The sequence below is a fragment of the Endoryza foliicola genome, assembly GCF_050589245.1.
Classification (GTDB): domain Bacteria; phylum Bacteroidota; class Bacteroidia; order Chitinophagales; family Chitinophagaceae; genus Endoryza; species Endoryza foliicola.
The window spans coordinates 148,276-173,769 of the sequence record NZ_JBOBEW010000005.1; the positions used below are offsets into that span (position 1 = coordinate 148,276).

The 25,494-nt window shown below is 41.7% G+C and carries 21 protein-coding genes; 11 read left to right on the forward strand and 10 right to left on the reverse strand.

From position 1 onward, the window contains the following. Nucleotides 1-10 precede the first annotated feature (10 nt). The 3 genes from ACQ2HE_RS12925 to ACQ2HE_RS12935 form a co-directional block, all read right to left on the reverse strand. Nucleotides 11-3,262, reverse strand: coding sequence for an amidohydrolase family protein (locus ACQ2HE_RS12925; protein WP_430896268.1), 3,252 nt, complete (start codon nucleotides 3,260-3,262; stop codon nucleotides 11-13). A 139-nt stretch (nucleotides 3,263-3,401) separates the two neighbouring features. Next, the gene (locus ACQ2HE_RS12930) at nucleotides 3,402-3,779 is read right to left on the reverse strand and encodes a DUF779 domain-containing protein (RefSeq protein ID WP_430896265.1); all 378 of its coding nucleotides are present in this window, start codon (nucleotides 3,777-3,779) and stop codon (nucleotides 3,402-3,404) included. A 45-nt stretch (nucleotides 3,780-3,824) separates the two neighbouring features. Beyond that, nucleotides 3,825-5,357: an aldehyde dehydrogenase family protein gene (locus ACQ2HE_RS12935; protein WP_430896262.1), complete on the reverse strand. Its 1,533-nt coding sequence runs from the start codon at nucleotides 5,355-5,357 to the stop codon at nucleotides 3,825-3,827. Nucleotides 5,358-5,510: 153 nt separating this feature from the next. Between ACQ2HE_RS12935 and ACQ2HE_RS12940 the strand changes: the two genes are divergently transcribed. Continuing rightward, a complete protein-coding gene (locus ACQ2HE_RS12940) occupies nucleotides 5,511-6,443 on the forward strand; it encodes an AraC family transcriptional regulator (protein ID WP_430896236.1) in 933 nt (310 codons plus the stop codon). Here ACQ2HE_RS12940 and ACQ2HE_RS12945 read toward each other — a convergent pair. Beyond that, on the reverse strand, nucleotides 6,440-8,272 hold the full coding sequence (locus ACQ2HE_RS12945; RefSeq protein WP_430896234.1) for an AAA domain-containing protein: 1,833 nt from the start codon (nucleotides 8,270-8,272) through the stop codon (nucleotides 6,440-6,442). The genes ACQ2HE_RS12940 and ACQ2HE_RS12945 overlap by 4 nt on opposite strands. 108 nt (nucleotides 8,273-8,380) lie before the next feature. Here ACQ2HE_RS12945 and ACQ2HE_RS12950 point away from each other — a divergent pair, with 108 nt between their 5' ends. The 3 genes from ACQ2HE_RS12950 to ACQ2HE_RS12960 are packed head-to-tail and all read left to right on the forward strand — an operon-like array spanning nucleotide 8,381 to nucleotide 11,499. After that, entirely contained in the window at nucleotides 8,381-9,811 is a 1,431-nt protein-coding gene (locus ACQ2HE_RS12950) for an amidohydrolase family protein (RefSeq protein WP_430896231.1), read from the forward strand. A gap of 3 nt (nucleotides 9,812-9,814) precedes the next feature. Continuing rightward, the gene (locus ACQ2HE_RS12955; RefSeq protein ID WP_430896228.1) at nucleotides 9,815-10,471 is read left to right on the forward strand and encodes a DUF1349 domain-containing protein; all 657 of its coding nucleotides are present in this window, start codon (nucleotides 9,815-9,817) and stop codon (nucleotides 10,469-10,471) included. Nucleotides 10,472-10,521: 50 nt separating this feature from the next. Further along, the gene (locus ACQ2HE_RS12960) at nucleotides 10,522-11,499 is read left to right on the forward strand and encodes an ABC transporter ATP-binding protein (RefSeq protein WP_430896224.1); all 978 of its coding nucleotides are present in this window, start codon (nucleotides 10,522-10,524) and stop codon (nucleotides 11,497-11,499) included. Between the two features lie 964 nt (nucleotides 11,500-12,463). Here ACQ2HE_RS12960 and ACQ2HE_RS12965 read toward each other — a convergent pair. Then, a complete protein-coding gene (locus tag ACQ2HE_RS12965) occupies nucleotides 12,464-13,657 on the reverse strand; it encodes a serine hydrolase domain-containing protein (protein ID WP_430896221.1) in 1,194 nt (397 codons plus the stop codon). Nucleotides 13,658-13,703: 46 nt separating this feature from the next. Next, on the reverse strand, nucleotides 13,704-15,308 hold the full coding sequence (locus tag ACQ2HE_RS12970; protein WP_430896219.1) for an OmpA family protein: 1,605 nt from the start codon (nucleotides 15,306-15,308) through the stop codon (nucleotides 13,704-13,706). A 153-nt stretch (nucleotides 15,309-15,461) separates the two neighbouring features. Here ACQ2HE_RS12970 and ACQ2HE_RS12975 point away from each other — a divergent pair, with 153 nt between their 5' ends. Beyond that, nucleotides 15,462-16,226, forward strand: a complete 765-nt coding sequence (locus tag ACQ2HE_RS12975; RefSeq protein ID WP_430896216.1) for a patatin-like phospholipase family protein — start codon at nucleotides 15,462-15,464, stop codon at nucleotides 16,224-16,226. Here the strand turns inward: ACQ2HE_RS12975 and ACQ2HE_RS12980 are convergent. Next, the gene (locus tag ACQ2HE_RS12980; protein ID WP_430896214.1) at nucleotides 16,212-17,024 is read right to left on the reverse strand and encodes a ThuA domain-containing protein; all 813 of its coding nucleotides are present in this window, start codon (nucleotides 17,022-17,024) and stop codon (nucleotides 16,212-16,214) included. The two genes, ACQ2HE_RS12975 and ACQ2HE_RS12980, sit on opposite strands and share 15 nt — an antisense overlap. 145 nt (nucleotides 17,025-17,169) lie before the next feature. Here ACQ2HE_RS12980 and ACQ2HE_RS12985 point away from each other — a divergent pair, with 145 nt between their 5' ends. From ACQ2HE_RS12985 to ACQ2HE_RS12995, 3 genes are read left to right on the forward strand one after another with little or no spacing between them, the layout of a single operon-like run. Next, a complete protein-coding gene (locus ACQ2HE_RS12985; protein WP_430896211.1) occupies nucleotides 17,170-18,450 on the forward strand; it encodes an OmpA family protein in 1,281 nt (426 codons plus the stop codon). A gap of 3 nt (nucleotides 18,451-18,453) precedes the next feature. Then, entirely contained in the window at nucleotides 18,454-19,035 is a 582-nt protein-coding gene (gene nudK / locus ACQ2HE_RS12990) for a GDP-mannose pyrophosphatase NudK (protein ID WP_430896209.1), read from the forward strand. After that, nucleotides 19,028-19,906 carry a hypothetical protein gene (locus tag ACQ2HE_RS12995; RefSeq protein WP_430896207.1) on the forward strand — a complete coding sequence of 293 codons (879 nt, stop codon included), beginning with the start codon at nucleotides 19,028-19,030 and terminating at the stop codon, nucleotides 19,904-19,906. Before nudK ends, ACQ2HE_RS12995 begins: the two co-directional genes overlap by 8 nt. Nucleotides 19,907-19,909: 3 nt before the next feature. Here the strand turns inward: ACQ2HE_RS12995 and ACQ2HE_RS13000 are convergent, their stop codons facing one another. Continuing rightward, entirely contained in the window at nucleotides 19,910-20,869 is a 960-nt protein-coding gene (locus ACQ2HE_RS13000) for a sugar phosphate isomerase/epimerase family protein (RefSeq protein ID WP_430896204.1), read from the reverse strand. A 12-nt stretch (nucleotides 20,870-20,881) separates the two neighbouring features. Here ACQ2HE_RS13000 and ACQ2HE_RS13005 point away from each other — a divergent pair, with 12 nt between their 5' ends. Both ACQ2HE_RS13005 and ACQ2HE_RS13010 read left to right on the forward strand, forming a co-directional pair. Beyond that, on the forward strand, nucleotides 20,882-21,379 hold the full coding sequence (locus ACQ2HE_RS13005) for a GNAT family protein (protein WP_430896202.1): 498 nt from the start codon (nucleotides 20,882-20,884) through the stop codon (nucleotides 21,377-21,379). Then, nucleotides 21,376-21,855 (forward strand): hypothetical protein, encoded by a 480-nt coding sequence (locus tag ACQ2HE_RS13010; RefSeq protein WP_430896199.1) that lies wholly within the window; start codon nucleotides 21,376-21,378, stop codon nucleotides 21,853-21,855. The genes ACQ2HE_RS13005 and ACQ2HE_RS13010 overlap by 4 nt, the downstream gene beginning before the upstream one ends. Here the strand turns inward: ACQ2HE_RS13010 and rluF are convergent. Then, the gene (rluF, locus tag ACQ2HE_RS13015) at nucleotides 21,852-22,736 is read right to left on the reverse strand and encodes a 23S rRNA pseudouridine(2604) synthase RluF (protein WP_430896196.1); all 885 of its coding nucleotides are present in this window, start codon (nucleotides 22,734-22,736) and stop codon (nucleotides 21,852-21,854) included. The two genes, ACQ2HE_RS13010 and rluF, sit on opposite strands and share 4 nt — an antisense overlap. Before the next feature lie 76 nt (nucleotides 22,737-22,812). Here rluF and ACQ2HE_RS13020 point away from each other — a divergent pair, with 76 nt between their 5' ends. Beyond that, nucleotides 22,813-25,002: a B12-binding domain-containing radical SAM protein gene (locus ACQ2HE_RS13020; RefSeq protein WP_430896193.1), complete on the forward strand. Its 2,190-nt coding sequence runs from the start codon at nucleotides 22,813-22,815 to the stop codon at nucleotides 25,000-25,002. Between the two features lie 70 nt (nucleotides 25,003-25,072). Here the strand turns inward: ACQ2HE_RS13020 and ACQ2HE_RS13025 are convergent, their stop codons facing one another. Then, on the reverse strand, nucleotides 25,073-25,363 hold the full coding sequence (locus ACQ2HE_RS13025; protein ID WP_430896191.1) for an isoamylase early set domain-containing protein: 291 nt from the start codon (nucleotides 25,361-25,363) through the stop codon (nucleotides 25,073-25,075). Nucleotides 25,364-25,494 lie beyond the last annotated feature (131 nt).

Below are 25,494 nucleotides of genomic sequence, written 5' to 3' on the forward strand. Positions count from 1 at the left end.
GTTGGATAAATTAATGTTGACCGCATCCACAGGTCTCGGCGTCCGTTCTTTCGTGCCATGGGAATGCAAATGCATTCTTATTCACTTCCCAATAGAATTTTGTTCTGTTTTTGGGTTTTGAACCGAGTTCATTCAAGGTGCTTGATTCATAAATTCTACCATTAACGATGGTGTACTTTACTGATTCGGTGTTTTGAATGTTTTCCAAAGGATTTTTATCCAATACAATCAAATCAGCCAGTTTTCCCACTTCAATGCTACCAATGTATTGATCGAAGCCCAATGATTTTGCCGGGTTAATAGTGGCGGTTTGCAAAGCTTGATAGTTGGTCATACCGCCCTGCTGCATCATCCAAATTTCCCAATGCACCCCCAGTCCTTGAAGTTGCCCGTGTGCCCCCATGTTTACGGTTACTCCGGCGTCTGCCAGTTTTTTCAGGGTTTGAGAAGTGAGGATATGTCCGTTGGTGTATTCTTCCTCCGGAATCATGGTACGATGTCTGCTTCTAGCATCAATAATTGAACGTGGTGTAAAGGTCAAGAGCCTCTCTTTTTCCCACACATTGCTGTGCTGATACCAGTAGAATTCTCCGGTGATCGATGCATAGTTTACAATCAAGGTTGGAGTATATGCTGTTTTCGCTTCTTTCCATAATTGTATTACGTCATTATACAAAGGTGCAACCGGTAAATTATGCTCTACGGTTGTATGACCATCGAGTATGTGCGTGATATTATGGAAATAGGTAGAACCACCTTCAGGTACTACTTCCATTTGCAATTCACGAGCCGCTTGGATAATTTGTTGACGCTGTTCTCTTCTGGGTTGATTGTAGCTCTTCACAGAGAATGCTCCCAATGCTTGCTGTCTTCTCAGCGCACTTCTAGCATCATCAATTGAATTGATCACGGCTTTGAAGTTAGCATCGGCTCCATACAATACATATCCGGTTGAGAACACACGTGGCCCCACTTGCTTGCCTGCTTTCACCAACTCACTCTGCGCGAATACAAACTCGCTCACAGCCGAAGGATCGTGCATAGCAGTTACGCCATAGGCAAGGTTCGCATAATAGGCCCAATGCTTTTGAGGGGTGATGCCTGAACTGAAATGATTTCCATGAGCATGCGCATCTATAAAACCGGGCAAAATCGTTTTGCCTTCGCAGTTGATGATGGTAGCACCTGTTGGAATTTTTACTTTATCTGAAGCGCCAATTTCTTTGATCATGTTTCCTTCTACCAATACCGTTGCATTTTCCAACACCACACTGTCCTTCATAGTGATCACCCGAGCATTGGTTAATGCAATTACACCGCTTGGTTTGTCGGTAGGTACTTCTAATCCAATGGCCAATCCCGTTTCCGGTATTTTAAACGCAGAATCGGGTTTGTTTGCAATAAACTCAAATCGTTCTTCGAGGTTAATGGTGAAGTATTGATTGCCGAGTGTATAGTGCAATTGCTTGCTGTCGCCACTCCAATGCAAATTGAAGCCTGCGTCTTTACTGACAACTTTTACCGGTATATCTCCGGTGCCGGCGCCCAGATCCAATGTTTTGCCGGTTTGCGGGTAGGCTGCTATATACGCCTTGTGCAAGTCAATAAAACTGATCCATTTGCCATCGGGAGAAATGGTAAACTGATTGCCATAACCACTTTTTACCAGGGTTTTGGTATCGTCTCCCGATAATTTCACAGATGCCAATCCTGCATAGGTTTGGTAAATGATTCTGTCTCCTTCTTTATTGAATTGTGGTTTGTCGCCTCCCTCGGTTACAAAGCTTTCCTTGTCGCCATCTGCCGTTGCATAATAAATACCCGGCTCCATGGTATAAGCTGGCCCCAACTCATCAGACCCGTCTTCTTTTCTGTAGGTGATCCATTTGCCGTCTGCTGAAAAAGCAGGCTGTCGAAATATACCTTTTGATTTATTAATTTTTACAGGCTTGCTGTTTGGAGTTAAACTCAATTTCCAAATAGCACCTGCCGTTTCATCATTCCAAGTAACAAACAACAATGTTTTACCATCGGCGCTAAAACTAGGTTCGAATTCAAAATCCGTTCCACCGGTTAGTCGCTCGGGTTTATCATTCGGTAACTGCTTTTTCCAGAGATAGCCTACACTTTGGAAGATCAGCAAACTACCATCAGGAGATGTAATGGCCTGACGAATCATTTTTGGTTGGAAACTGGCTGGATTCAAATTCTGCTGATATCTCACAACATCGGTTACACGTAAACTTGCATCCACCGTGAATGGTATTTCAGTAGCGGTGTTTACTTTGTTAACATCGATCTTGATGATTTTGCCTTGACTCCACAATACAATGGCAGCATCATCAGGTGTCCAAGCATAACCCGGATACACGCCAAAGATCGACCAAGCTTCTTGTTGGTCTTTGCTGAGTTTGTTATACACCGGCCATTCTTCGCCTGTTTCCAAGTTTTTCAAATAGAGCACGGTTTCTGTTCTTACTCTTCTTACAAAGCTTAGAAACTTGCCACTGTGAGATAGCTGAGGTCGGGCCGCGCCACCATTTCCTCCGGTGATGATTTCATTGGTGCCTTTTTCTCTATCAAAGCGTTTGATGACGAAAATTTGATTGTTAGGGTCTTTATTGTATTGGAAGAATCCTCCGGGGTACATGTCTTCACTATAGTATACATATCTACCATCAGGCGACACAGTTGGTTCATTTACATCTTGTTGATCATTTTTGCGCGCTGTTAATTGAATTCCCGAACCACCACTGATATGATACATCCACATTTCACCCGCGCCCAGCGATCTGCCGGAAGTGAAGTGTTTGCGTGCAATGATGTAATTACCATCGGGCGACCAAGTACCGTTGTTCAATAACCGAAAATTCTCTTTGGTGATTTGCTTGGCATCAGATCCATCTTTTTTCATTAACCAAATATTGTCGCCGCCTCCTGCATCTGAAGTGAAAAGAATTTTCGAACCATCGGGGCTGAAACGCGGTTGCACTTCAAACGCATGTCCACCTCTGAGCAATTTGGCCTTTCCTCCTGTGATGGGAAGGGTATAGATATCGCCCAATAGGTCGAAAACAATTTCTTTTCCATCTGGAGAAAGGTCAAGACTCATCCAGGTTCCTTCGGTAGTAGTAAACTTGACTGTTTTATAAGGGCCCTCAGGATTGGAAACATCCCATTTGCCGTCTTTCTTAGCTTGGCTAAATCCGAATGAGGAAAGTAGGAGAGTGGCTCCCAGTATCAGTATTGAGCGTTTTGTCATACAAGTTGATTGAAGCGGCAAGATATTTAAAAATCTTCCTTCGATATCCACAACTTATCAATGAAAAAGCCCTCTCGCAGAGCAAAAGGGCTTCAACAAAATGCCTCTAAAAAGAGAGAACGAAACAGCGGTTTAAGGTTTAGTGTTCTATCGGAATTAAGGGACTTAGCTGTTCTAATTCCTCTTCACTAAATAAACGTGATTCGATGAAAAATCGTACGCCCAAGGGGATTTCTAAGGAAAAACTACTACCTCGGCCCGGTGTTACATTCAAGATCAACTGGGTATGTTTCCAGTATTCGAACTGGTCGGCACTCATGTAAAAGGGGCAGTCTTCTATTTCTGCTAAACAAACATCACTGCTTCCAACCTTAAATTCTCCAAGGGTAAAGCACATGGGCTGACTTCCATCGCAGCAGCCTCCACTTTGATGAAACATCAGGGGCCCGTGTAAAAGTTTTAACCGATCAATCAACTGGCGAGCTGATTCGGTTGTGGTAACTCTTGGTACTAACATAGTAAAAAGGAGACTCCCGATATGCTCGGGAGTCTGTTTGATTTATTAAAAGAAACCAAGTTTGCTTTTGCTATAGGAGATCAGCATGTTTTTAGTTTGACGGTAGTGAGCCAACATCATTTTGTGTGTTTCTCTACCAAAACCTGATTTCTTATAGCCACCAAACGGTGCATGTGCAGGGTAAGCATGATAGCAGTTCACCCAAACACGGCCTGCTTGAATAGCACGGGGTACTTGATACAATTCGTGCGCATCTCTACTCCAAACACCGGCGCCTAAGCCGTACAAAGTGTCATTGGCAATAGCAATGGCCTCTTCGGTAGTTTTGAAAGTGGTGACGGAAGTAACCGGCCCAAAAATTTCTTCTTGGAAAATGCGCATTTTATTGGTGCCTCTGAAGATGGTTGGCTTGATATAATAGCCATGTTCCAAACCACTGTTCTGATGGAACGCTTCGCCACCACATAAAACTTGAGCGCCTTCTTGTTTTCCAATTTCAATATAGCTGAGGATCTTTTTGTACTGATCTTCTGAAGCCTGAGCACCCATCATAACTGTTCCATCGAGCGGATTTCCCAACTTAATGGCATTGGCTCTTTTTACAACGCGTTCCATGAACTTGTCGTAGATGTTTTCGTGAACCAGAATTCTTGAAGGACAAGTACATACTTCTCCTTGGTTCAAAGCAAACATTACCGCACCTTCAACTGCTTTGTCGAAGAAGTCATCGTCTTGTGCTGCTACGCTTTCAAAGAAGATATTTGGACTCTTACCTCCTAATTCCATTGTTACAGGAATCAAGTTTTCAGATGCATATTGCATGATCAATCGTCCGGTAGTAGTTTCTCCGGTGAAGGCCACTTTTTGGATTCTGGGCGAAGTAGCCAATGGCTTACCTGCTTCCGGCCCAAACCCACTCACAACATTCAAAACACCTTTGGGAAGCAAATCACCGATCAATTCCATCAATACCATGATACTGGTGGGAGTTTGTTCGGCCGGTTTTACAATAACGGTACAACCTGCTGCCAATGCCGGAGCTATTTTCCATGCAGCCATTAGAAGTGGGAAATTCCAAGGAATGATTTGACCTACGATACCAATAGGCTCATGTAAATTGATACTCACGGTTGTTTCATCGTGTTCGCTGATGCTGCCTTCTTCGCTACGAATAACACCGGCGAAATAACGAAAGTGGTCTACCACTAATGGAATATCAGCAGCTCTTGTTTCTCTGAGTGCCTTACCATTATCGATGGTTTCTACGATGGCGAGGTATTCAAGATTGTCTTCAATTACCTGCGCTATTTTTAAAAGAATATTGCTACGAGTTGCGGCAGCCGTTTTGCTCCAAGTTTTAAAGGCTTCCGCAGCCGCGTCGATAGCTTTTTCAATATCTTGAGCATTTCCTCTTGCTGCTTTTGTAAACACTTTTCCATCGATAGGAGATAGATTGTCAAAATATTCACCGCTGCTGGGGGCTACCCAAGAACCGTTGATGTAATGCTCGTATTTTTCTTTGAATTGGGGCCTTTTGGCCACGTTAGAGGCGGGCGCTGCCGCTGTAGCTGTGCTCATATGGAATCGTTTTAGAAATGAATTAATACAGCTAACTTCTTCCTAAAACTGATTTTAATCATTGAATTTTGTATTTTTTTATAGCACATTTGTACCGAAGTGTTGGGAGCACTTCTACTCAATTCGTAATTTACTGGTTTAAACGATTTGCTCATGCCGCCTCGCAATTATCTCAATAAGATTGATTTAACACACCCCAAGTATTTGCAAACTTTGGTAGAAAATCGCCGTGTTTTCAACCTAAAGAATTGTGAATTAAACGTGTTTGAAAGCTATCAAGAAACCTACCGAGTTCCTCTAACGTTCAACGATTTTGTGATCACCAGTATGGTGCGTGGCAAGAAAGTAATGCACCTTTTCGAGAAACCTGCTTTCGACTATCTTCCCGGTGAAACGGTTATTGTTCCTGCAAATGAAACCATGGTGATTGATTTTCCCGAAGCCCAAACGGAAAACCCAACCCAATGCATCGCTTTGGCTGTTGATGCTCGATACATCAACGATACTATACACTACCTAAATGATTATTACAACAGCGATCCCGATCAAAAAAGAAATTGGGAATTGCAGTTCAATCAATACCATTTCGACAACGATACTGAAGTTACAGACCTTATTAATAAATTGATTCGCGTTTGTAGCAGTCCCGATTTAACGAAGAATATTTATGCCGATCTTAATTTGAAAGAATTATTAATACGGCTGGTGCAAAGTCAACACCTTCTTCAAATCAATACCGAAGCCAATGCTGCATCAAATCATACGCGCATGCACTATGTGTTGAATTACATTCATGAGCATATTTCTGAAAAAATAGAAGTCGATACGCTTTGTAGGAGAGCCTATATGAGTAGAAACGATTTCTTCAAGTGGTTCAAGGAACAATTTGGAATTACTCCCTTAGAGTTCGTAAATAGGAAACGAATTAAGTTAGCGAAGCAATTGATGACCGATAACAAGAACAGCATTACGGATGTGAGTGTTCAATGTGGATTCTCCGATACCAATTACTTCGTTCGATTGTTCAAAAAAATGGAAGGTATTACGCCAGGGTCTTACAAAACTTGTATTCAAAATCGCAATTAAAAAAGATCGTATTCCCAAACACTTTTATATACTCCTTCCTTTTCTACATATTCCATAAATTTTTTGTAGAAAGGATCATTACCGATCGTAGCACTGTCTCCAATAACAATTAATTTTTGCTTGGCTCTGGTCATAGCAACATTCATGCGTCGATAGTCACTCAAAAAGCCAATGATCCCTTCATCATTGCTTCTTACTAAAGATATAATGATGGTTTCCTGTTCTTGCCCCTGAAAACTGTCGATGGTACTTACTTTGATATTGGAAGGCAATTGCTGAGATGCTGCCAAGGTTTGACCGGAGTAGGGGGTGATAAATGTAATTGGCAATTCTGTCCCTAATTCTTCAATCAATTTTTTAACCAATTGTAATTCACCCTCGTTTTGTAGACTGCTGCCATTTTCACCCGCATTTTCTTGAAAGCCTGAACCGGCAGTATCAATAAATACCAAGGAATTGCTGTCTTTTTCTAAATGCGGGGCCGATTGGAGCTTGCCTTCGTAAAAATAATCACTCGAGAAACCTGCAATGGTTGGTCGCATTCTGTATTGAATATTGAGTAGAAATACTGGGTTTACGACCTTCATAAATCGCTCGAGAATGGACGATTGAAATCCTTTTTGAGTAGCTTCTTGGCTGATAACAGTGGGCGGCAGCTGAAAGGGATCGCCTGCTAACACATGCTTTTCTGCCATTCCAAACAATGTCCAACCCAACGGTTCCAAACACTGTCCCGCTTCGTCAATTACAAGCGTATTGAATTTGTGTTGAAACAATTCTGCATCTACAATTCCTATGGGCGTTCCAATTACTGCGGCGGCTTGATCCATCATTTTCTCTTCATAGTAATGTTGGATCTTCTTTATTTCGTCCCGAATCTGACGCACTTCTTTAAATAGGAGATTTCGTTGCTCACGTTCTGCTTTTCCGAATTGACGTTTATAAGTCAATGCCATCTTCCGAAAAGCAGCGGCACGAATCTGAAGATCTTTAATTTCTTTCTGAATTTTTGGGTCATTCATATAACCTTCCGGTGTATGCGGAAACAAGTCTTCGCTTACTTTGGCTGCATTTCCCACCCTTGCAATCTTGATTCCTGCTTTTAACAGTCCGCGAGCAATATGATTTGCTGCAGTATTAGAGGGCGCACTTACCAACACCTTTTCACCTCTTTGCACCAATTGTTTGATTCCTTCAATTAGTGTAGTGGTTTTTCCGGTGCCCGGTGGACCATGTACAATAGTGACGGGCAAATCACTGTTCATGGCAATGATCGCTTCTTGTTGACTTTTATTGAAACGCTCACTCACGCTTACTTCTCTTGTATTCGGCTGATACTGCAAATGCCAAGGCTGTTCGCCGTAGATTTTCTCAAAGAGGTTTGAAAGGGTCTTATTTTTGAGTACACCGCGCAAACTGTTCTTCATGATGGTGGTGGTGCGCGTATCAGGACTTAGCTTAATACCCACACCATTGTCTTCTATCCAATCCGGAAAATCGGGCGCATGCAAGCGCACGACACCTGATTTTCCATTGAATTCTAATAGAACTCCTTTAACCGGCTCTTCGCCCATTAAAAAGCATTCAATGGGAGCATTGTCTCGAAAAAAGTGTTGTTCGGCAGGAAAGCCCAAACTGAATTGAACTTCGGGGTAATCGGCAAAGCCAAAGGTTTTACGTTGCACCTGAATGGGATGCAGCGCAAGTCCTTCTGCTTTCAATGTTTTTAAAGTATGGGTTTGATCGAGTTTGTACTGCTCTTGCTGCGCTTTTTCTTCCAAATCGATCAATTGAATCAGCTCTTTTACCTTTTCCTCTATTGAATACATCCGGCAAAAATAATGAATGAAACCGACACCGCTATGTGCACAAAATTCAACCACATCTGATGGTGAAATCCTTTGAATCAACTAAATTCCAATTTGAATTGGAAACTTATGAAAGGATTTTTTGCTGTGCTTTTTATTCTAATTGGCATGACTGCTCAAGGGCAGCAAAAAGGCAATTGGGTGTTGTCGAATGTAAATGTGGTAGATATTGAAAACGACTCTTTGTTGACCGCGAAAGATGTGTTCATTAAAGGGGGTGCCATTCTTTCCATATTGCCTCACAAGAATACCAAATACAAATCATTTGCAATTGTTGATGGAACCGGAAAGTACTTGATACCCGGACTTTGGGATAACCATGTTCATTTTGGAGGCGGGGATAGTTTATTGGAAGAAAATAAGAACCTGCTGCCGCTTTATCTGGCCCACGGCATTACCGCCGTAAGGGATGCTGCTGCAGATATTAGTCCGGCAGTACTGCAATGGAGAAAAGAACTGTCAGAAGGAAAATTGCTCGGCCCTCGAATCTTCACCTCGGGCCCTAAGATCGAAGGCATCAATTCTATTTGGATCGGTGATATTGAAATTGGAGACGAAGCCGGGTTGGGAAAGGCAATTGATTCATTGAAGAAATTGGAAGTTGATTTTATTAAGATCACGGATAATACGCTAAAACCGGATTTGTATTTAAAAGCCGTTCAACTTGCGCGTTCGAATAATTGGCCGGTAAGTGGACACATACCCTATGCCCTCACCATGAAACAAGTAGCCGATGCCGGGCTTACCACCATCGAACACATGGGATATTTGTTAAAGGCCGGAGCCGATGAGGTGATCTCTAATTTGTATTCGAAAGGTTTTTTGCAAGGCCGAGAAGTAATGCCCCTAGCACTTGCTGTTTTCGATACCGCAAAAGCTTTGGCTACGTATCGTTATTTGGCTACAAAGGGGACGGGTATCGTTCCAACCCTTTTGATTAGTTCCATTACTTCTAATTTCGATAATTCCAATCACTGGAACGATTCCTACTTAAAATACCTCGGAACGGGATTGAAGAACACCTATTGGTGGAGAATCAAAAGAGCCGCAGGTGATAATGCGGATGCCATTGAGATGCGTCACCGCGTATTTGAAGCAACAGCTTCGCTTATCCCACTGGTAGTACAATCTGGGATGACCATTATGGCGGGTACTGATGCCGGCTATTTGAATTCTTTTGTGTATCCGGGACTGGGCTTGCACTTGGAGTTGGAATTATTGGTGAAATACGGACTTACACCTGCACAGGCCTTAAAGGCAAGCATTTTGAACGGACCTTCCTATTTCAAGTTGAGCAACAATTATGGAAAAGTTGAAGCGGGGTTCGCGGCAGATTTACTACTACTGGATGAAAATCCATTGAAGAATATTTCAGCTACGCAGAAAATTCATGCGGTAATGAAATCGGGGAACTTGTTTTCTCGTCAACAGCTTGATCAAATTTTAAATGAAGTTCAAATAGCTGCCACCAATTCTAAATTTAAACCGATAACTCAATAAACGATGAAACAGTTGCGATTGCTTTTATTCGGTCTATCATGTACATTAGCTTCCCTTGCTCAGAAGCCTGTTAGTTTAAAATCAATTCTATTTCCACTTCATTGGGAAAACCAACCCCTTGCATACAGCATTAAAGGGGATAGTTTAGTAATCAAAAGTGGTGAAAAAACGGATATGTTTCGAGATCCCAATGTAACCTACAATACAGATAATGCTCCCAAGCTTTTGTTTGTACCCGATAGTGATTTTGTGCTTACAGCCAAAATTCACCATCCCTTCAAAACCAAATGGGACGGAGGAGCTTTGGTATTGAAAGCCGATAGTTTGAATTGGATCAAATGTTGTTTTGAAAAAGACTATCAAGGATTTCATCGAATTGTAACCGTAGTAACTAAAGATGTGTCGGATGATTGCAATTCCCAAGCCATTAAAGGCAATGCAGTTTTCTTCAAAATAGCCAAAGCCGGAAATGTGATCACCATTTATGTAAGTGAAACGGGTAAAAACTGGTATTTGATCCGGCATTTGCAAATCAACAATGCCTTGGAATGGAAGCTTGGATTTCTCTCTCAAGCGCCCGTTGGAAGCTCGAATACCGTTACATTCACTCAGATAAAGTACCGGAAACATACCATCAAAGACCCCTATATAGGAGAATAATAGGCTGCCATCAATTTCTTTATTAAGTTTGACGCGCAAAGCGAAGAATTATGTATTTGATCAATGTAGTTGGACTGAGTAGAATTGAGCAGGGTAATTATACGGTAAAAGACATCCATTTTCAGCAGAAAAGAGGAGAGAAGCTGGCTATTGTTGGCGAAACGGGATCCGGAAAAACAACGCTTTTGAAAATGATTGCAGGATTGCTGCAGCCCAATTCCGGCGGTGTTTTTTTGGGTAATGAACGAATTTTGGGGCCTAACGACAAACTGATTCCCGGTCACAAAAAGATCGCATACTTATCACAGTATTTTGAACTTCGGAATAACTATTGGGTTCATGAACTGATGGATTATGCCAACGAATTAACGCAGGAAGAAGCAAACGAGTTATACGATATCTGTAGAATTACCCATTTGCTAAAACGAAGAACAGATCAACTCTCGGGAGGTGAACGCCAGCGGATTGCATTGGCCCGATTGCTCACTACTTCTCCCGAATTATTGTTACTTGATGAACCATTCTCGCACTTGGATGCACATCACAAACGGATCATGAAATCTGTTTTGCATGATTTGGCGACCCACAAAAATCTTTCTTGTATCATGGTTACCCATGAAGCAGTGGATGTATTGAGCTGGGCCGATCAGGTAATGGTCTTAAAACAAGGAAACATTATTCAAAAAGGCAGTCCGGATCACCTTTATAACAATCCTGTCGATTTATATGCAGCAGGACTATTAGGCGATTTCAATCATTTCCCTACCACTGTTGTTCCGCACTTAGAATACATCAACCATTACAAACCCTACGTTTGGATTCGTCCTGAACATGTTCATTTGGGTGAATATGGCGCCGGTGATATCAACGGAGTAGTTTCTGAAGTACAATACTGGGGCGCTTTCTATTTAATTGGTGTGAAAGTTCAGGATCAAATTATTTGGGCGAGAACTACCTCCAATTATTGGAAAGAGGGCTGGGAGCTGAGCCTGAAATTCAATCCGAATTATCTTCAATATATACAGTGAGCAATTAAAAAGTAATAATTATTTAATTAATAATAGAGGCTTCGCCTCACTTTGACAATTACTCTCACAACATCGCTTCCATCTCGTATGCATGAAATACAATACCTTCAAAGCGCAATTCTTAATTATTAATTAACACATTGTGCTCTTGGCTAATCAAGAAAAACTGATGGTATCTATAAGTAAGTTTCCATTCTTCTTCATTTGCTCTGTTGCTTACTTTTTATATATTTAAAATGATTTCGTTTTTTAAGTACCATTCGTCCATCTCTGCCGAAAACGATGTCCGAAGCCATTTCGAGCATGCTTCGCAAGGCCGAAGGCCTGAAGAAGGATGCGAGAAATCTGGGTGGTTATAAAACATCCCTGTCATTCCGAACGAGCGAGGCTGCAAAGCAGCCGCAGCGAGAGAGGAAACTCAAAATGCGTTGTTATGGAAGAGACGCTTTCGAAAGGGATTTTTTTCACTAAACTCGTTAGTGAGTTCTTGAGTGATTTAGTTGTTTAGTTTTTGAGTTTGGGCATTACAAAAGATACCGGTTTGAATTTGTTCTTTTGGGCATTTTTGCGTGAAGATGAGTTCCATGCTTCAATAGTGTATCAACTTAAAAACTAAATTACTCTATAGCCTAGCACTAAATATCATTTAGCGTCAATGCTTCGATATCGGATTCTTTCTATAAAACCCGTTCCGAGGTTCCTCTCTCCTTCGTTTGCTTTGCAAACTCAGTCGTTCGGAATGACAACGCATTTTTTTATTAATCTTTCGATATTTTTCGTGGCTCCCACGTCGGCCCTTCGATAATCCCTTCGGGATACTCAGTGACCTCGTGGGACCCACTCAAAATATCGGTTGGAGGAGTCGCTCGGATAGAAAATTGCACTTTTATATGGCGCCTTTCATCTCGTATGCATGAAATACAACACTTTCAAAGCGCAATTATTAATTATTAATTCTTCATTCTTAATTAACAATTGCCTCTAACACTTTGTCAACAAAATTCCCTTTCTCCAAATTTTCAATCCACCTGCAAACAATAACCAGATCGTGTTCTTTGTCTACATAAATAAAGTTTACGCCATTACCTATATGCATATACGCCGATTCAGGAGCAGTTGAAATCAATTTCTTCTCTGTATTTAAAAAGAAGTTCATGAAGCCATAACCGGTATTGGCCGTTGTTGGAGTAGTCGCTTTCTTGTACCAGTCTTTCGAAAGCAATTGCCTGCCATTCCAATTGCCTTCATGCAAACTCAATAAGCCAAATCGCGCCATATCATAGGCATTGATGAACAATCCACCACCCCAATGTCCACCACCACTTACCGATTGTATCGGTCTTCCATCCAAAACTATAAAGCTATTCGAATACCCATTCCAATGCCAGCTGGAAGAGGCGCCAATTGGATTCATTAAGAATTCTCTGGTAACTTCGGGCAATGGGCGTTTCCAAACCCATGTGGCTGCTAATGCCAAGGCATTTACGCGAACATCGTTGTATTCAAATACAGAACCGGGTTCTCGTCTTTCTTTTCGGATCCATTTAGTGCTGTCCTTTTCAGGTCGGTCGGCCCATTCAGGCTTTCCCCATAGCGTTCCTTCCCAATCGCTGGTTTGACGAAGCATCACATCCCAATTCAAGCGCTTGTTATGCACCGTGCCAAAGGGTTGAATCAATTGTGGTTCACCACCGGGTTGAAACAGGGCTACTTCATCAATGTACTTACTTACCGGGTCTTGAATCGATTGAATCAGTTTTCGATCAACAGCCATTCCAACAACCGTACTTAAAAAGCTCTTCGTAACACTGTGCGTCATATCTACTGACATGGGTTCTCCCCATTCAGCAACAATATAACCATGACGAATGATGATGCCGGAAGGCGCTCCACGATCTGCTTGCACACCAATAGGTTCCGAAAAAGGCTCTTTGCCAAAATCAAGTACCTGACTCTCTTTCATGGATCGAGGCCGTTTGGTTTCTTTTAAAATGGCAAATTGAATAGCGTTTTGCAGTTTGATGCTATCAAATCCTTGCGAAGCAGCACTCTGATGCTGCCAACTGCCGGCCGGAGGAAAATAGAGAATTGCTTTTTTCTGCGCTTGAATTGAAACAGCGGCAACAAAAGCTATAATAAATAAAAAAGAGGCTTTCATGCTTAAATTTAGCACAAGCCTCTTTCAGTTGGTTTTATTTAGCGATTTAATTTTTCAGAATCTTAAATTCCACCCTTCTGTTCAATTGTCGGTTTTCGTCAGTATCATTTGGTGCTACAGGCATAGTTTCTCCATATCCTTTCGAAATAATGCGCGACTCTTTAATGCCCTTGCTTAGGATGTATTCGCGGCACGACTTGGCACGATTGTCACTCAACTTCATATTGTAATCATCACTTCCGTAACTATCGGTGTGAGCGCTTAACTCAATTTCAATTTTGGGATTCTCCTTCAACAATTCCACCACTCTGTCTAATTCAACAAATGATTCAGGACGAAGCGTAGCCTTATCGAAATCGAAGAACACATTGTTCAATCGAACTACTTGACCAATTTCAATGGGTACTAGGTAAAGGTCTTTATGAATTTCCTTGTAACCTGCTTTAACCATTGAATCCAAATTCAGGTTTTCAGATTGAGCGAAGAACTTATCGGCATTTGCGTGAATGCTGTAGTTCTTATCGTATGGCAACACAATTTTAAAAGATCCGTCCATTTCACTTGAAACTCCATTTCCTGCAATGGCACCATCGGGTAAGGTTTCATACACCAAAGATGCAGCCAATGGCTGTTTCGTATGCGCATTGTATACATTACCACTCACGAGGATCACCGGCTTCGGACGTTCTTTCTCTAGCAATTTCACTCTCACAATATCGCTTTCTCCCATGGTGTTCAATTTGGTGGTCAAGTAAGCATATTCACCACCGGCATCCAATGTGAAAAATGCATCCCAATCAGGTGTATTGATTGGGGATCCCAAATTAATTGGCTCAGACCATTTTTGCCATGTCTTATCCAATCGCTTCGACATCCAAATATCGTTACTGCCTAAACTGCCTTTTCTATTGCTGCTGAAATACAAGGTTTCTCCATCTGCAGCCAAATAGGGCGTCATTTCATCAGTATCATCCCCATTGATCTGTTTGCCCAAACTTTTGGGCTCCGACCAAGTGCCATCTTTTTGTAATTGACAAAAGAAGAGATCGCTGTCTTCTCCTCCGGGTACAGGACTGATATAAAGAAGTAAGGTTTGACCATCATGCGACATAGAAGCGCCCGACTGTCGACCTTTGTCATATTTTTCGTAGTTCTTGATGCGTAACATTTCGGGTTCGCACCATCTGCCGTTCGATTGAAGCACACTCATGCTAATTCCTTTTCCAAGAAACGCTCCATTGTGAAAAGCACCTCTGATGAGAATTCTATTGTTATCGGGAGATACCCAATACACTGCATTGTACTGCATGGTATTGAGTGGGTAACTCAAGTGGCGCGCTTCCGACCATTTTCCATCATCGTCTCTCCAAGAATACCAGATGTCTTGAGAGTTAGGTACCGAGTTGTATTTTGTATTGGCCGGATGGTTTTCACAAATAAAGAATAAGATGTTTCCATCCGCTGAAATGGTGGGACGCAGTTCGGGAAGGTCGCTATTGATATTCGGCCCCAAGTTTTCAATCTTAATGATGGTATTCGTCTTAATTGCCAATTCCTTCTGAGGAATCAGTTTGCCCGCGGTATCTGCCGGAGCTTGAGCAAATAAGGATGCTGAAAATGTCAGCAAACATGCAGTAAGAAGGCGTTTCACGGTACAGGATTTTAAGTAAAATACAGGTTTCAGGTTATAAATACAAACGTAAGGGGAAACACTGATATTGTGTGGGCCGATGAGGAGCAAAAAGAACAGCGGGAAGTAGGGGGGCGCAGAAGAATTACTCCTATTTTTGAGCAAATTTCATTCATGAAGAAAATCGGTTTGGTGCTTTCCGGCGGCGGTGCACGGGGCTTTGCTCATTTAGGAGTATTGAAGTTTTTAGAAGAGAAAGGCATTCAAGTATCAGCTGTGTCGGGTACCAGTGCGGGGGCCATTGCAGGGTCTTTAATTGCCGCGGGCTATAAGGCGGATGAAATTTATCAACTCCTGATTTCAACCAATTACTTTGGCTGGAATGCCATTTATTGGGGCAAGGCGGGCATCTTTTCTCTCGATGCTTTAAAAAAAGTATTGCTAAAAGCCATCCCTCATAATAGTTTTGAACAGTTACAATTGCCTTTTTTCGCTACAGCAACCAATGTTAAAAGTGGAACCGTGGTAACCAAATCAACCGGAGCTTTAGCCGAAATGGTACTAGCTTCTGCAGCCGTTCCGGTGATCTTTCCCCCTGTTATCATTGAAGAAGAAGCCTTGAACGATGGAGGTGTACTTAATAATTTCCCGATTGAACCTTTGATAGGAACCACAGATCTCATTATCGGAGTTCACGTGAATAAGTTGGCCGATTTAAGTGCTCAGAAAACACCCCTCGGCTCAAGAGAAATGATCGATCGCTGCTTTCACTTGGTAACGGCAGCTGAAATTCATTCAAAGTCGTCGAAATGCGCGGTATTTATTGAGCCGGAATTGAGTAGTTATGGGATGTTTGATGTGAAAAAATCCGCTGCAATTATGCAAGCCGGATACGATGCTGCCAAGCAGTCCGAAGCAGCCTTTTTAGCGCTTTTGTAGTTTTAGAAACATTGAAAGCGCGTTTTCTACCAAACGGCAATAATTGCTGTTGTTGAACTGATGACTTAAACTAGGAGCCGGATTCTTCGAATAATCCATATCGTTATGTCCCATGTTTATGTAAAGCATACGGTAGTTCTTATTTGTCCAAACAACCGGGTAGTCTCCTTCATGCCAAATTTCCTCCGGTTTAGGGCCCGTTCCTAGTGGGAAAGAAGCCGGATGTATCGAGAGCAACACTTGAATACGTTTATTCTTTCTCAAATTGTTTTCCCATCGGTACCATTCGTTTGGCCCGACCCAAAAACTGTCTTTTAGCTGGTGTAAAAAAGGAGATTTGGGTGATTCATTTTTTAAATAAGCTCCCGTAGGCCTCCAAGTATTGCTCTTGTAGGCCCCCGACCCCAGAAATTGATGATGATACCAGTTCCAATCATCGTTAAAATCAGAAGGAGTCAACGCAAAACCTGCAAAATGAAAGCCGATCCAAGCGCCTCCCTGCTCCATATATCGTTCGAAAGCTTTTCTACTCGCACTGTCTTCGGGTCGGGAATCAAGAAAAAGAATCAATTGATAGTTCTCCAGTTCTCGGGTGTTCAGTTTCGACCAACCCAAACAAGTATCATACTGAAAGCCGAGTTCTCTTGATTTTTGATTGAACCAAGTATTGGCTTCTTCAATAAAACTCAAGTGGGCGGGATCGTTATAACGACTATAAAAACACAACACTTTCGGTTGCGAAAAAACCGTTAAAATGCTGAACAGGCAAATAAATAAACAAAGCAAACGTTTTTTCATGGTACTTTAAATGTAAGTGAATTCCCTTGGTTTTCACTCTTTCTAGCGAGCCGCACCCATTTATTTCGTAAATTTCGTCTACAATTTTTCTATGAATAAAATAAGCTGCCTTTTACTTTCGCTAATCCTCTTCACTTGCATAGGGTTGAAAGCGCAAACTCGAGTATATTTTGAATCTTCAAAATACGATCTTTCTTCAGCTACTCGACAAACCCTTGACTCATTAGCACGGACCTTGATAAATGTAAAGCATGTGAGTGTTGCCGGATATTGTGATTCCACCGGAACCGCTACATTCAATAAAACGCTTTCTGAAAACAGAGCCAAGGCAGTGGCCAATTATTTGCGAGTAGCCATGATGCCCAAGGTCCAAGTATATTTTCGAGGCTTTAGTGCTTATGGACCAGTAGCAACCAATAGCACTGAAGAAGGAAAGCAATTGAATCGTAGAGTAGAAATTACTGTGGAATGGATGCCGGTAAAAGTGCCCAAAGACAGTCTAGAGGCCAAACCTGCACCCCAAAAAACTGAAATTGCTGTACCCACTCCCGAACCAACTCCTCAAAAAACGGAACCCGTTGCCGATAGTAGCTTTGTTCCCCGCGAACCTGAAAAAATTATCAAAGATGAAGAGTTCGTAAAACTTTCAGACGATAGTACGCTGTTGAGATTGCGAAACATGAACTATGTTGGTGGGCAAGATGTGTTGTTAGGTGAAAGCTATCCTTCGCTCCATTACTTATTAGAAGTGATGCAACAGTTCCCAAAACTAAAAATCAAGGTGGAAGGGCATATCTGTTGCGAACCCAAAACTACTTCCTTTGGAATGGATCTGTCCATTAGAAGAGCAAAAACAGTAGTGGAGTATTTAAAGTCCTGTGGTATCGATTCAAGTCGCTTAACCTACCAAGGTTTTGGAGCCGATCGAAAATTGACAGCTGAATTAGATGAGTTCCAGAAAAAGGAAAACCGAAGAGTAGAAATTCGTTTATTGAACGATAAACAGTCAAAATCAGACTATCAACCAATCAACTATTCAAAGCTGGAGAAAATTGTCAAACGTCCCAAGCGATTCGATCGAATTGAAACCTATAATCTAGCTTTTAATGTTTTACTGCCACAATTGAAACCGTATAGCTTTAAGCAGCTCGATAGTTTGGTAGCCTTATTAGAGCAACATCCCTTATACCAAGCATCGTTGAGTATGCAATTACCCTTCCAAAGTAACACCAAAGAATATATGCAAGCTTTGTCGCTCATTCCAATTCATTATTTGGTTTCAAAAGGGATTGACCCTGCCAGATTGCACTATGAAGGTTATGGATTTGGAGAAGTAAGTGAACGAGAAATGCAATTACGTGCACAGTATTATGGTAAAATTGGTGTAGTGAAATTAGAATGCGTTATTTGGGTACCTAATCCTTAACAAATGGATCCTATTATTGAAATAAAAGCCAAAGAAACTCTTTCTGCCAATTGGTATAAACTTTACAAATATAGTTTTACCAAACAATCGGGTTCTTCTATTCAAACTCAGCATCGGGAAGTATACGACCGGGGTAATGGTGCGGTAATTCTGTTGTACAATACCGAGAAGAAGACTGTTGTATTAACCCGCCAATTCCGCATGCCCACTTTTGTAAATGGCAACCCATCAGGTATGCTTATTGAAGCCTGCGCCGGCCTACTCGACAACGACCATCCCAAAGAGGCCATCATGCGCGAAACGGAAGAAGAAACGGGTTACCGACTTACAGACGTGAAAAAAGTATATGAATGTTACATGAGCCCCGGTTCCGTGACAGAGATTCTTCATTTCTTTGTTGGAGCTTATTCTGATAATCAAAAAGTGAACGATGGGGGAGGACTTGCCGAAGAGCAAGAAGAAATTGAAGTATTAGAAATCCCATTTGCAACAGCTTTGAAAATGATTGAAACGGGTGAGATAAAAGATGGTAAAACAATCATGCTGCTTCAATACTTACAAATTCATATCTTCAAAAATGGCTAGTTTTTGTCGATTTTTATTTGTTGCCCTTCTATTGGTCTCTCTTAGTGGAGTCGCGCAGCCTGCTCGTTCTGTAAAACTCATCAATAGCTATCCTGCCTTTCCCGATAGTTTGAGAAGCAATGGTCACCACTACGATGGGAAACACTATCCTTTAAAGGAGCATTACAATGATTCCACAATGCTTGTTGTATTTCCAGCAAATTTCAAATTGAAAAAGCAAGTTGATATCGTTATCTGGTTTCATGGTTGGTTCAACAATATTGATAGTGCTAACAACTATTTTAAACTGAAAGAGCAGTTCCTACATTCCAATCGCGATGCTGTTTTAGTGATTCCTGAAATGGCTAAGAATGCACCTGATTCATACGGCGGTAAGTTTGAAGATTCCGGTTATTTCAATCTTTTTATGAACAGCCTACTTTCTCAATTGGCTTCTCAACAAAAGCGATCCTTCATTCCCAAAGTGCAAAGTCTTGTGCTGGCCGGTCACAGTGGTGCTTACAGAGTGATTGCGAAAATTGCTTCCAATCAGCCGTATGTAAAAGAGATTTTACTGTTCGATGGAATGTATGGACAAGTCCCACTTTTTATGAAATGGCTGCATAAAACTAAAAGCCCAAGATTCATCAATTTGTATACGCACGAAGGTGGTGGTACTGATGAAATGTCTGATACGTTAAGAGTATCCTTAAAGCAAGCAGCTATTCCTTACGCCGATTACCAAGAGTCGGAGTTAAAAGCATCTAAATTCGGCGTTCCGGTAGTTTTTATAGAAACAAAAAGGGGGCACAATGAAATCATTGCATCCCCCGATTATTTTGAATTGTTCTTGCTCAGGTCAGTTTCTTTAAAGCCTTTGAACAAGCGCTAAGTCTTACACTGTTTTTATATAATCAATACTTTTCTTCAATGCTGTTTCCGGGTTGGCAACCATGTCTTGCTCAATAAAATAATGTTCTACTCCAATTTTTTGAGAAGTAGCAATAATGTTTTTGAGGTCTAACACTCCATCGCCACAAGAACACATCAGCGGGAATAAAGCAAACCATTGGCTGGCATCACCACCGTCGCCGGAAAAGGTTGCTTTCTTGCTCATGTCTTTAATGTGGAGCATTTTATAACGCTTGGAGTACTTGTTCAGTAATGCCACCGGATCTGCACCACCTGCTGCTGTCCAGAACAGATCCATTTCCAAGAATACGGTATCCGGATCAGTTGCATTCAACATAACTTCCAAGGGAACCGTGCCATCGGCAAGCGGTTTTATTCCGTATCCGTGGTTGTGATAACCAAAACGAATGCCCTCTTTTTTCGCGGCAGCGCCTATTTTATTGAAGCTGTCTGCCATTTTTTTGTAATCGTCTAAAGTCTTCCTTCTTGCATCAGGAATAGCAGGTAATACTACATATTTATGCCCCATTTCATGTGCTGCTTTTGCAAGCGCCGGCATATCGTTTTCGAGAGTGTCAAGATCTGTATGCATCGATGGCGTTGTCATGCCACTATCTTTGATCAACTTCAAAAATTCGGAACTGCTTTTCTCAAAATAACCACTTCCGGAGAAACCCAACATGCCGGTTACTTGTTTCCAACCTGATTTCGCCGATTCCGCACTAAATGTATAAGGACCGTAAAGTTCCAGTTCCTTATAGCCCATTTGTTGTAGCATACCGATAGCTGCTACCGGATTTGCAGAAAGCATTTTTGGGATGGAGAACAACTGGATACCCACATTTGATACTCCCTGCGACTTTAGAAAATCAACAGTGGGAGAGGTCAAAAAAGCCATGGAGGCCAGACCCGTTTGTTTAACGAAACTTCTTCTTGATGGCATAGCAAATGATTTATGCTACAATCTACACAATTATTCAATTATTTTTACAGGATGAGTGATGCCTCTTTAAAACAAATCTTGTTTGAAAAAATAATGGAACTGTTCGATCAACGGTTGCATAGTATCCGTTTACAGTTGAATGCAGCTCAGGAAGCCGCCAACAACGAAACCAAGAGCAGTGCGGGCGATAAATATGAAACCGAAAGAGCGATGCAGCAATTGAACAAAGAAATGTTCTCCAAACAATTGGCGGCGGCCCTTCAAGAAAAAGAGACGGCAATTCAAATTCAAAAGAATTACAAATTAGGTGCGGTTTCAGCAGGAGCGTTGGTTTTAACCACTGCAGGCAATTTCTATTTGTTGAGTGGTATGGGTAAGCTTACTGTTGAAGGGAAAGATTTCTATCTCGTAGCACCCAATGCCCCGGTAGCATTGGAGTTGAGAGGTAAGAAAGAGGGCGATGAATTCAATTTTCAAAACAAAAAACAGAAAATAGTTTCGATACTATGAAAGCAGCTACGGTTCAAGATATTAAAAAGGAATTGCAACAATTGCCTGCCAAGGAATTGGTGGAGATATGCCTTCGATTGATCAAGTTCAAAAAAGACAACAAAGAACTACTTACTTATTTGTTGTTTGAAGCTCATGACGAACCGGCTTTTATCGCTGCAGCTAAACTAGAACTGGATGAATGCATGGAACAGATCAACTTGAGCCATCTTTATTTTGCCAAGAAAACCCTTCGCAAAATGGGACGTATCATCACCAAATATGCGCGGTACAGCGGGAATAAGGAAACGGAGATTCAACTTCGGATTTATTTCTGTCAACAAATCCGCGAGTCCGGAATACCCGTTCGCCGTAATTCTGTGATCAGCAATTTATACGACCAACAATTGAAGAAGGTGCAAACACTGCTCAATTCTTTGCACGAAGATCTTCAATATGAATACCAACGCGAAGTAACTGCCTTGGAAGAGGATTAACGTTTTTTATTTTTTCTATATTCCTTGAAGCTCGATTGTTTCGGTTTCTTCGATTTAGAAGGCAATTCGAATGCTTCTTTCGGAATATCCAATTTTGCTTTTTTTGCGTTTTTAGCTTCTACAGGCTTCGCTTTCTTAATGGGTTTAAGCGCCGTTTTCGATGAATCTTTTACCATCGATTCAATTTGAGCAATTTCAACATCACTTAGATAGCGCCATTTTCCAAGCGCAATTTTATCCAAAGCAATGTTCATGATTCGTACACGTTTCAAACTCTCTACTTCAAATTCAAAATACTCGCACATCCTTCGAATTTGTCGGTTTAGCCCTTGTTTCAACACTATCTTAAACGTGTGATTTCCCAGCTTTGAAATTTTACAGGGTAAGGTAACGGTATCCAAAATGGGAACACCCTTACTCATCTTTTCTAAAAAATAAGGCGTAATTGATTTGTTAACTCGAACAATGTATTCCTTCTCATGCTCATTCGATGCACGAAGAATTTTATTTACGATATCCCCGTCATTAGTTAAAAAGATCAGTCCTTCCGAATCCTTATCTAAACGACCAATAGGGAATATGCGTTTTGGATAGTTTATATATGTGATGATGTTTCCGGCAATATTCGTGTCGGTTGTACAAGTAATGCCTGCCGGCTTGTTAAATGCCAGGTATACCTTTTTCTCTTTTTTCGGCTTGCCATTCGATAAATAGCTGCCATCCACCTCTACAATGTCACCCGGGGTATAGCGATTGCCGAGCTGTGCGAGTTCATTGTTTAGAATAACACGACCTTGACGAATCAACTCATCCGCTTCTCTTCTGCTGCAATATCCGGTATCGCTAATAAACTTGTTTAAACTTATAGAATCGTCTTGCATGCTGCAAAGCTAGGAAATTAATGGCAGCGGGCATAAGCCGCTGCAAATGATGTATGTTTGCGGAAAATTTCTCGATTTGTCTACTGTTGTTTTAATAACACCTCCCTTTACGCAATTGAATACGCCGTACCCTGCTACGGCCTATCTCAAAGGCTTTCTAAATACGAGAGGCGTCAGTAGTTTCCAGGCCGATTTGGGCATCGAAGTAACCAACTTGGTCTTTTCATCTGAAGGACTAAAAGATGTGTTTAATAGGATTGGAGGATTAGAGGCTGAATGGTCAGACAATTGCAAACGAATCATCGCCTTACAAGACCAGTACGTACAAACAATTGATATTGTGATGAGCTTTCTTCAGGGAAAGCGCCCCACAATGGCCCAGCAAATTTGTCAACGTAATTTTCTTCCCGAAGCCGATCGATTCAAGCAAATCGCTGATATTACTTGGGCTTTCGGTGCTATGGGCATTCAAGACCAAGCCAAGCATTTGGCAACCATGTATCTGGAAGATTTATCTGATTTAATTAAAGAAACTTTAGACGACCATTTCGGATTCAGTAGGTATGCAGAACGTCTTGGAAGAGCGGCTTCCGAATACGATGAACTCTATGAAGCCCTCAGTCAACCTTTGACTTTTATTGATGAAAAAACCATTCAAGTTTTCAAAGCAATCATAGAAAAAGAACAACCTAAGTTGGTGGCCATCTCTGTTCCTTTCCCGGGGAACTTGTATGCGGGCTTGAGATGCGCTCAATGGTTAAAGATGCATCATCCCACTATTAAAGTGGCCTTGGGTGGCGGATATGCAAACACTGAATTGCGATCTCTTTCAGATACACGAGTGTTCGAAGTGCTCGATTTTATTACCCTCGACGACGGAGAAGCGCCCATTGAACAACTCATCAAGTTTGTGGAAGGAACTATTCAACAAGATCAATTGAAGCGCTGTTTGCTAAATGATGGGGAGAAAGTATCGTATATCAACAATGCTGCTTGTACCGACTATAAGCAAGGGCAAGTGGGCACGCCCGATTACAGCGACTTTAAACTTGATCAATACATTTCTGCTTTAGAAGTGGCCAATCCCATGCACAGGCTGTGGAGCGATGGCCGTTGGAACAAACTAACCATGGCGCATGGTTGCTATTGGGCGAAATGCACTTTCTGTGATATTAACCTCGACTATATTCAACGCTACGAGCCCATCAACGCAAGTATTCTCTGCGATCGAATGGAAGAAATGATGGCACAAACAGGCGAGAACGGTTTTCATTTTGTTGACGAAGCCGCACCACCTTCGCTAATGAAAGCATTGGCGCTAGAAATCATCAAACGAAAGTTAGTAGTTAGTTGGTGGACCAATATTCGTTTTGAAAAGAATTTTACCCGCGATCTCTGTTTGCTCTTAAAAGAGTCGGGCTGTATTGCGGTTTCGGGAGGGCTTGAAGTAGCTTCCGATCGACTCCTTGCGCTTATTCAGAAAGGGATAACAGTAGAACAGGTGGCACAAGTAACCAAGCATTTTACCGAAGCCGGTATCATGGTTCATGCGTATCTGATGTATGGATTCCCTACTCAAACCGCGCAAGAAACGATCGACTCTCTTGAAATGGTGAGGCAATTGTTCAAAACAGGAGTACTACAGTCGGCTTTTTGGCATCTGTTTACTATGACCGCTCACAGTCCAGTAGGTAAAAACCCGGCAGCATTTAAAGTAGAGCGAATTGGAACGGGAGAAGGGCGTTTCGCTAATAATGACCGCGATCACCACGACCCTGTTGGAGAACACGAGCGCTTTGGCGACGGACTTCGGAAAGCCCTGTTCAACTACATGCATGCACTTGGTTTTGAGGAACCCCTGCACAAGTGGTTCGATTTTAAAGTGCCCAAAACTGCGGTTGCTCCCGACCTGATCTTGAATTACATCACCAATGAACCACTTCCACCGTTCAAACTAGAGTCTCAAGTAATTTGGTTGAACAAATCTGTGTCAATCGACTTTTTCACTCAAACCAAAAAAGGGAATTCGAGAGAAATGGCCAATATAACACTCATTACAAAGAAGCAAACTTATACGCTTACCGTGCCTTCCGAACAAGGAAAGTGGTTGTTCGAATTGTTACCAACGCTAGGACCGGAAAAAGCAAAACAATCCTTAAAGCAAGTTCAAGACAGCTACGAGAAAAATGGATGGGACGATTTTGAACTGTTTTGGGACAACAAGCCAATGAGTGGTCTGCATAAATTTGGACTCTTGAGGATTTAAAACGGAAAAGCCGCCTTCGAAACTCAATTGAGTTCCCAAGACAGCTTTTTTAAAATACAGTACAGATTGTTTATAGGGTAATTACACTATTTGTACCACCGTAAACATTGGGTGCTTCAGCGTCCGCTTCAGGGTCGTTCAACCACTCTGATTCGTTCACGCGATACTTGAATTCATGTTTTGAATCTTTGGGAAGATTAACGTCTATTGAAAACGTACCATCCTTTTTCTTGTTCATAACAAGCGGCTGCATCCAGTCGCTGTTCAGTCCGAGGATTTCAATAGAAGAGGCGTTATCTGCAACAAATGAAAACTTTACTTTGCAGTAATCCTTGGTTTTGTAGTAGGTCTTAGTTACCATAATGCTTGGTTTATTGAAGGTTGTAAAAGCAATTGATTTTCGCCAAGCAATCGTAGATAAAGGCAAAATTACATACCTTAATACAAAAAATATTAAAAAGTAACCCAATTCATTGAATAGCAAGCTACTAA

Bases quoted from the DNA above. Each gene is read 5' to 3' on its own strand.
- ACQ2HE_RS12980 (WP_430896214.1), bottom strand. From the start codon at position 17,024: ATGAAAAAACGTTTGCTTTGTTTATTTATTTGCCTGTTCAGCATTTTA.
- ACQ2HE_RS13010 (WP_430896199.1), top strand. From the start codon at position 21,376: ATGAAAGCAGCTACGGTTCAAGATATTAAAAAGGAATTGCAACAATTG.
- ACQ2HE_RS12945 (WP_430896234.1), bottom strand. From the start codon at position 8,272: ATGTATTCAATAGAGGAAAAGGTAAAAGAGCTGATTCAATTGATCGAT.
- rluF (WP_430896196.1), bottom strand. From the start codon at position 22,736: ATGCAAGACGATTCTATAAGTTTAAACAAGTTTATTAGCGATACCGGA.
- ACQ2HE_RS13005 (WP_430896202.1), top strand. From the start codon at position 20,882: ATGCTACAATCTACACAATTATTCAATTATTTTTACAGGATGAGTGAT.
- ACQ2HE_RS12965 (WP_430896221.1), bottom strand. From the start codon at position 13,657: ATGAAAGCCTCTTTTTTATTTATTATAGCTTTTGTTGCCGCTGTTTCA.
- ACQ2HE_RS13000 (WP_430896204.1), bottom strand. From the start codon at position 20,869: ATGCCATCAAGAAGAAGTTTCGTTAAACAAACGGGTCTGGCCTCCATG.
- ACQ2HE_RS12955 (WP_430896228.1), top strand. From the start codon at position 9,815: ATGAAACAGTTGCGATTGCTTTTATTCGGTCTATCATGTACATTAGCT.
- ACQ2HE_RS12935 (WP_430896262.1), bottom strand. From the start codon at position 5,357: ATGAGCACAGCTACAGCGGCAGCGCCCGCCTCTAACGTGGCCAAAAGG.
- ACQ2HE_RS13025 (WP_430896191.1), bottom strand. From the start codon at position 25,363: ATGGTAACTAAGACCTACTACAAAACCAAGGATTACTGCAAAGTAAAG.
- nudK (WP_430896209.1), top strand. From the start codon at position 18,454: ATGGATCCTATTATTGAAATAAAAGCCAAAGAAACTCTTTCTGCCAAT.
- ACQ2HE_RS12975 (WP_430896216.1), top strand. From the start codon at position 15,462: ATGAAGAAAATCGGTTTGGTGCTTTCCGGCGGCGGTGCACGGGGCTTT.
- ACQ2HE_RS12995 (WP_430896207.1), top strand. From the start codon at position 19,028: ATGGCTAGTTTTTGTCGATTTTTATTTGTTGCCCTTCTATTGGTCTCT.
- ACQ2HE_RS12940 (WP_430896236.1), top strand. From the start codon at position 5,511: ATGCCGCCTCGCAATTATCTCAATAAGATTGATTTAACACACCCCAAG.
- ACQ2HE_RS12930 (WP_430896265.1), bottom strand. From the start codon at position 3,779: ATGTTAGTACCAAGAGTTACCACAACCGAATCAGCTCGCCAGTTGATT.
- ACQ2HE_RS12950 (WP_430896231.1), top strand. From the start codon at position 8,381: ATGAAAGGATTTTTTGCTGTGCTTTTTATTCTAATTGGCATGACTGCT.
- ACQ2HE_RS12925 (WP_430896268.1), bottom strand. From the start codon at position 3,262: ATGACAAAACGCTCAATACTGATACTGGGAGCCACTCTCCTACTTTCC.
- ACQ2HE_RS12960 (WP_430896224.1), top strand. From the start codon at position 10,522: ATGTATTTGATCAATGTAGTTGGACTGAGTAGAATTGAGCAGGGTAAT.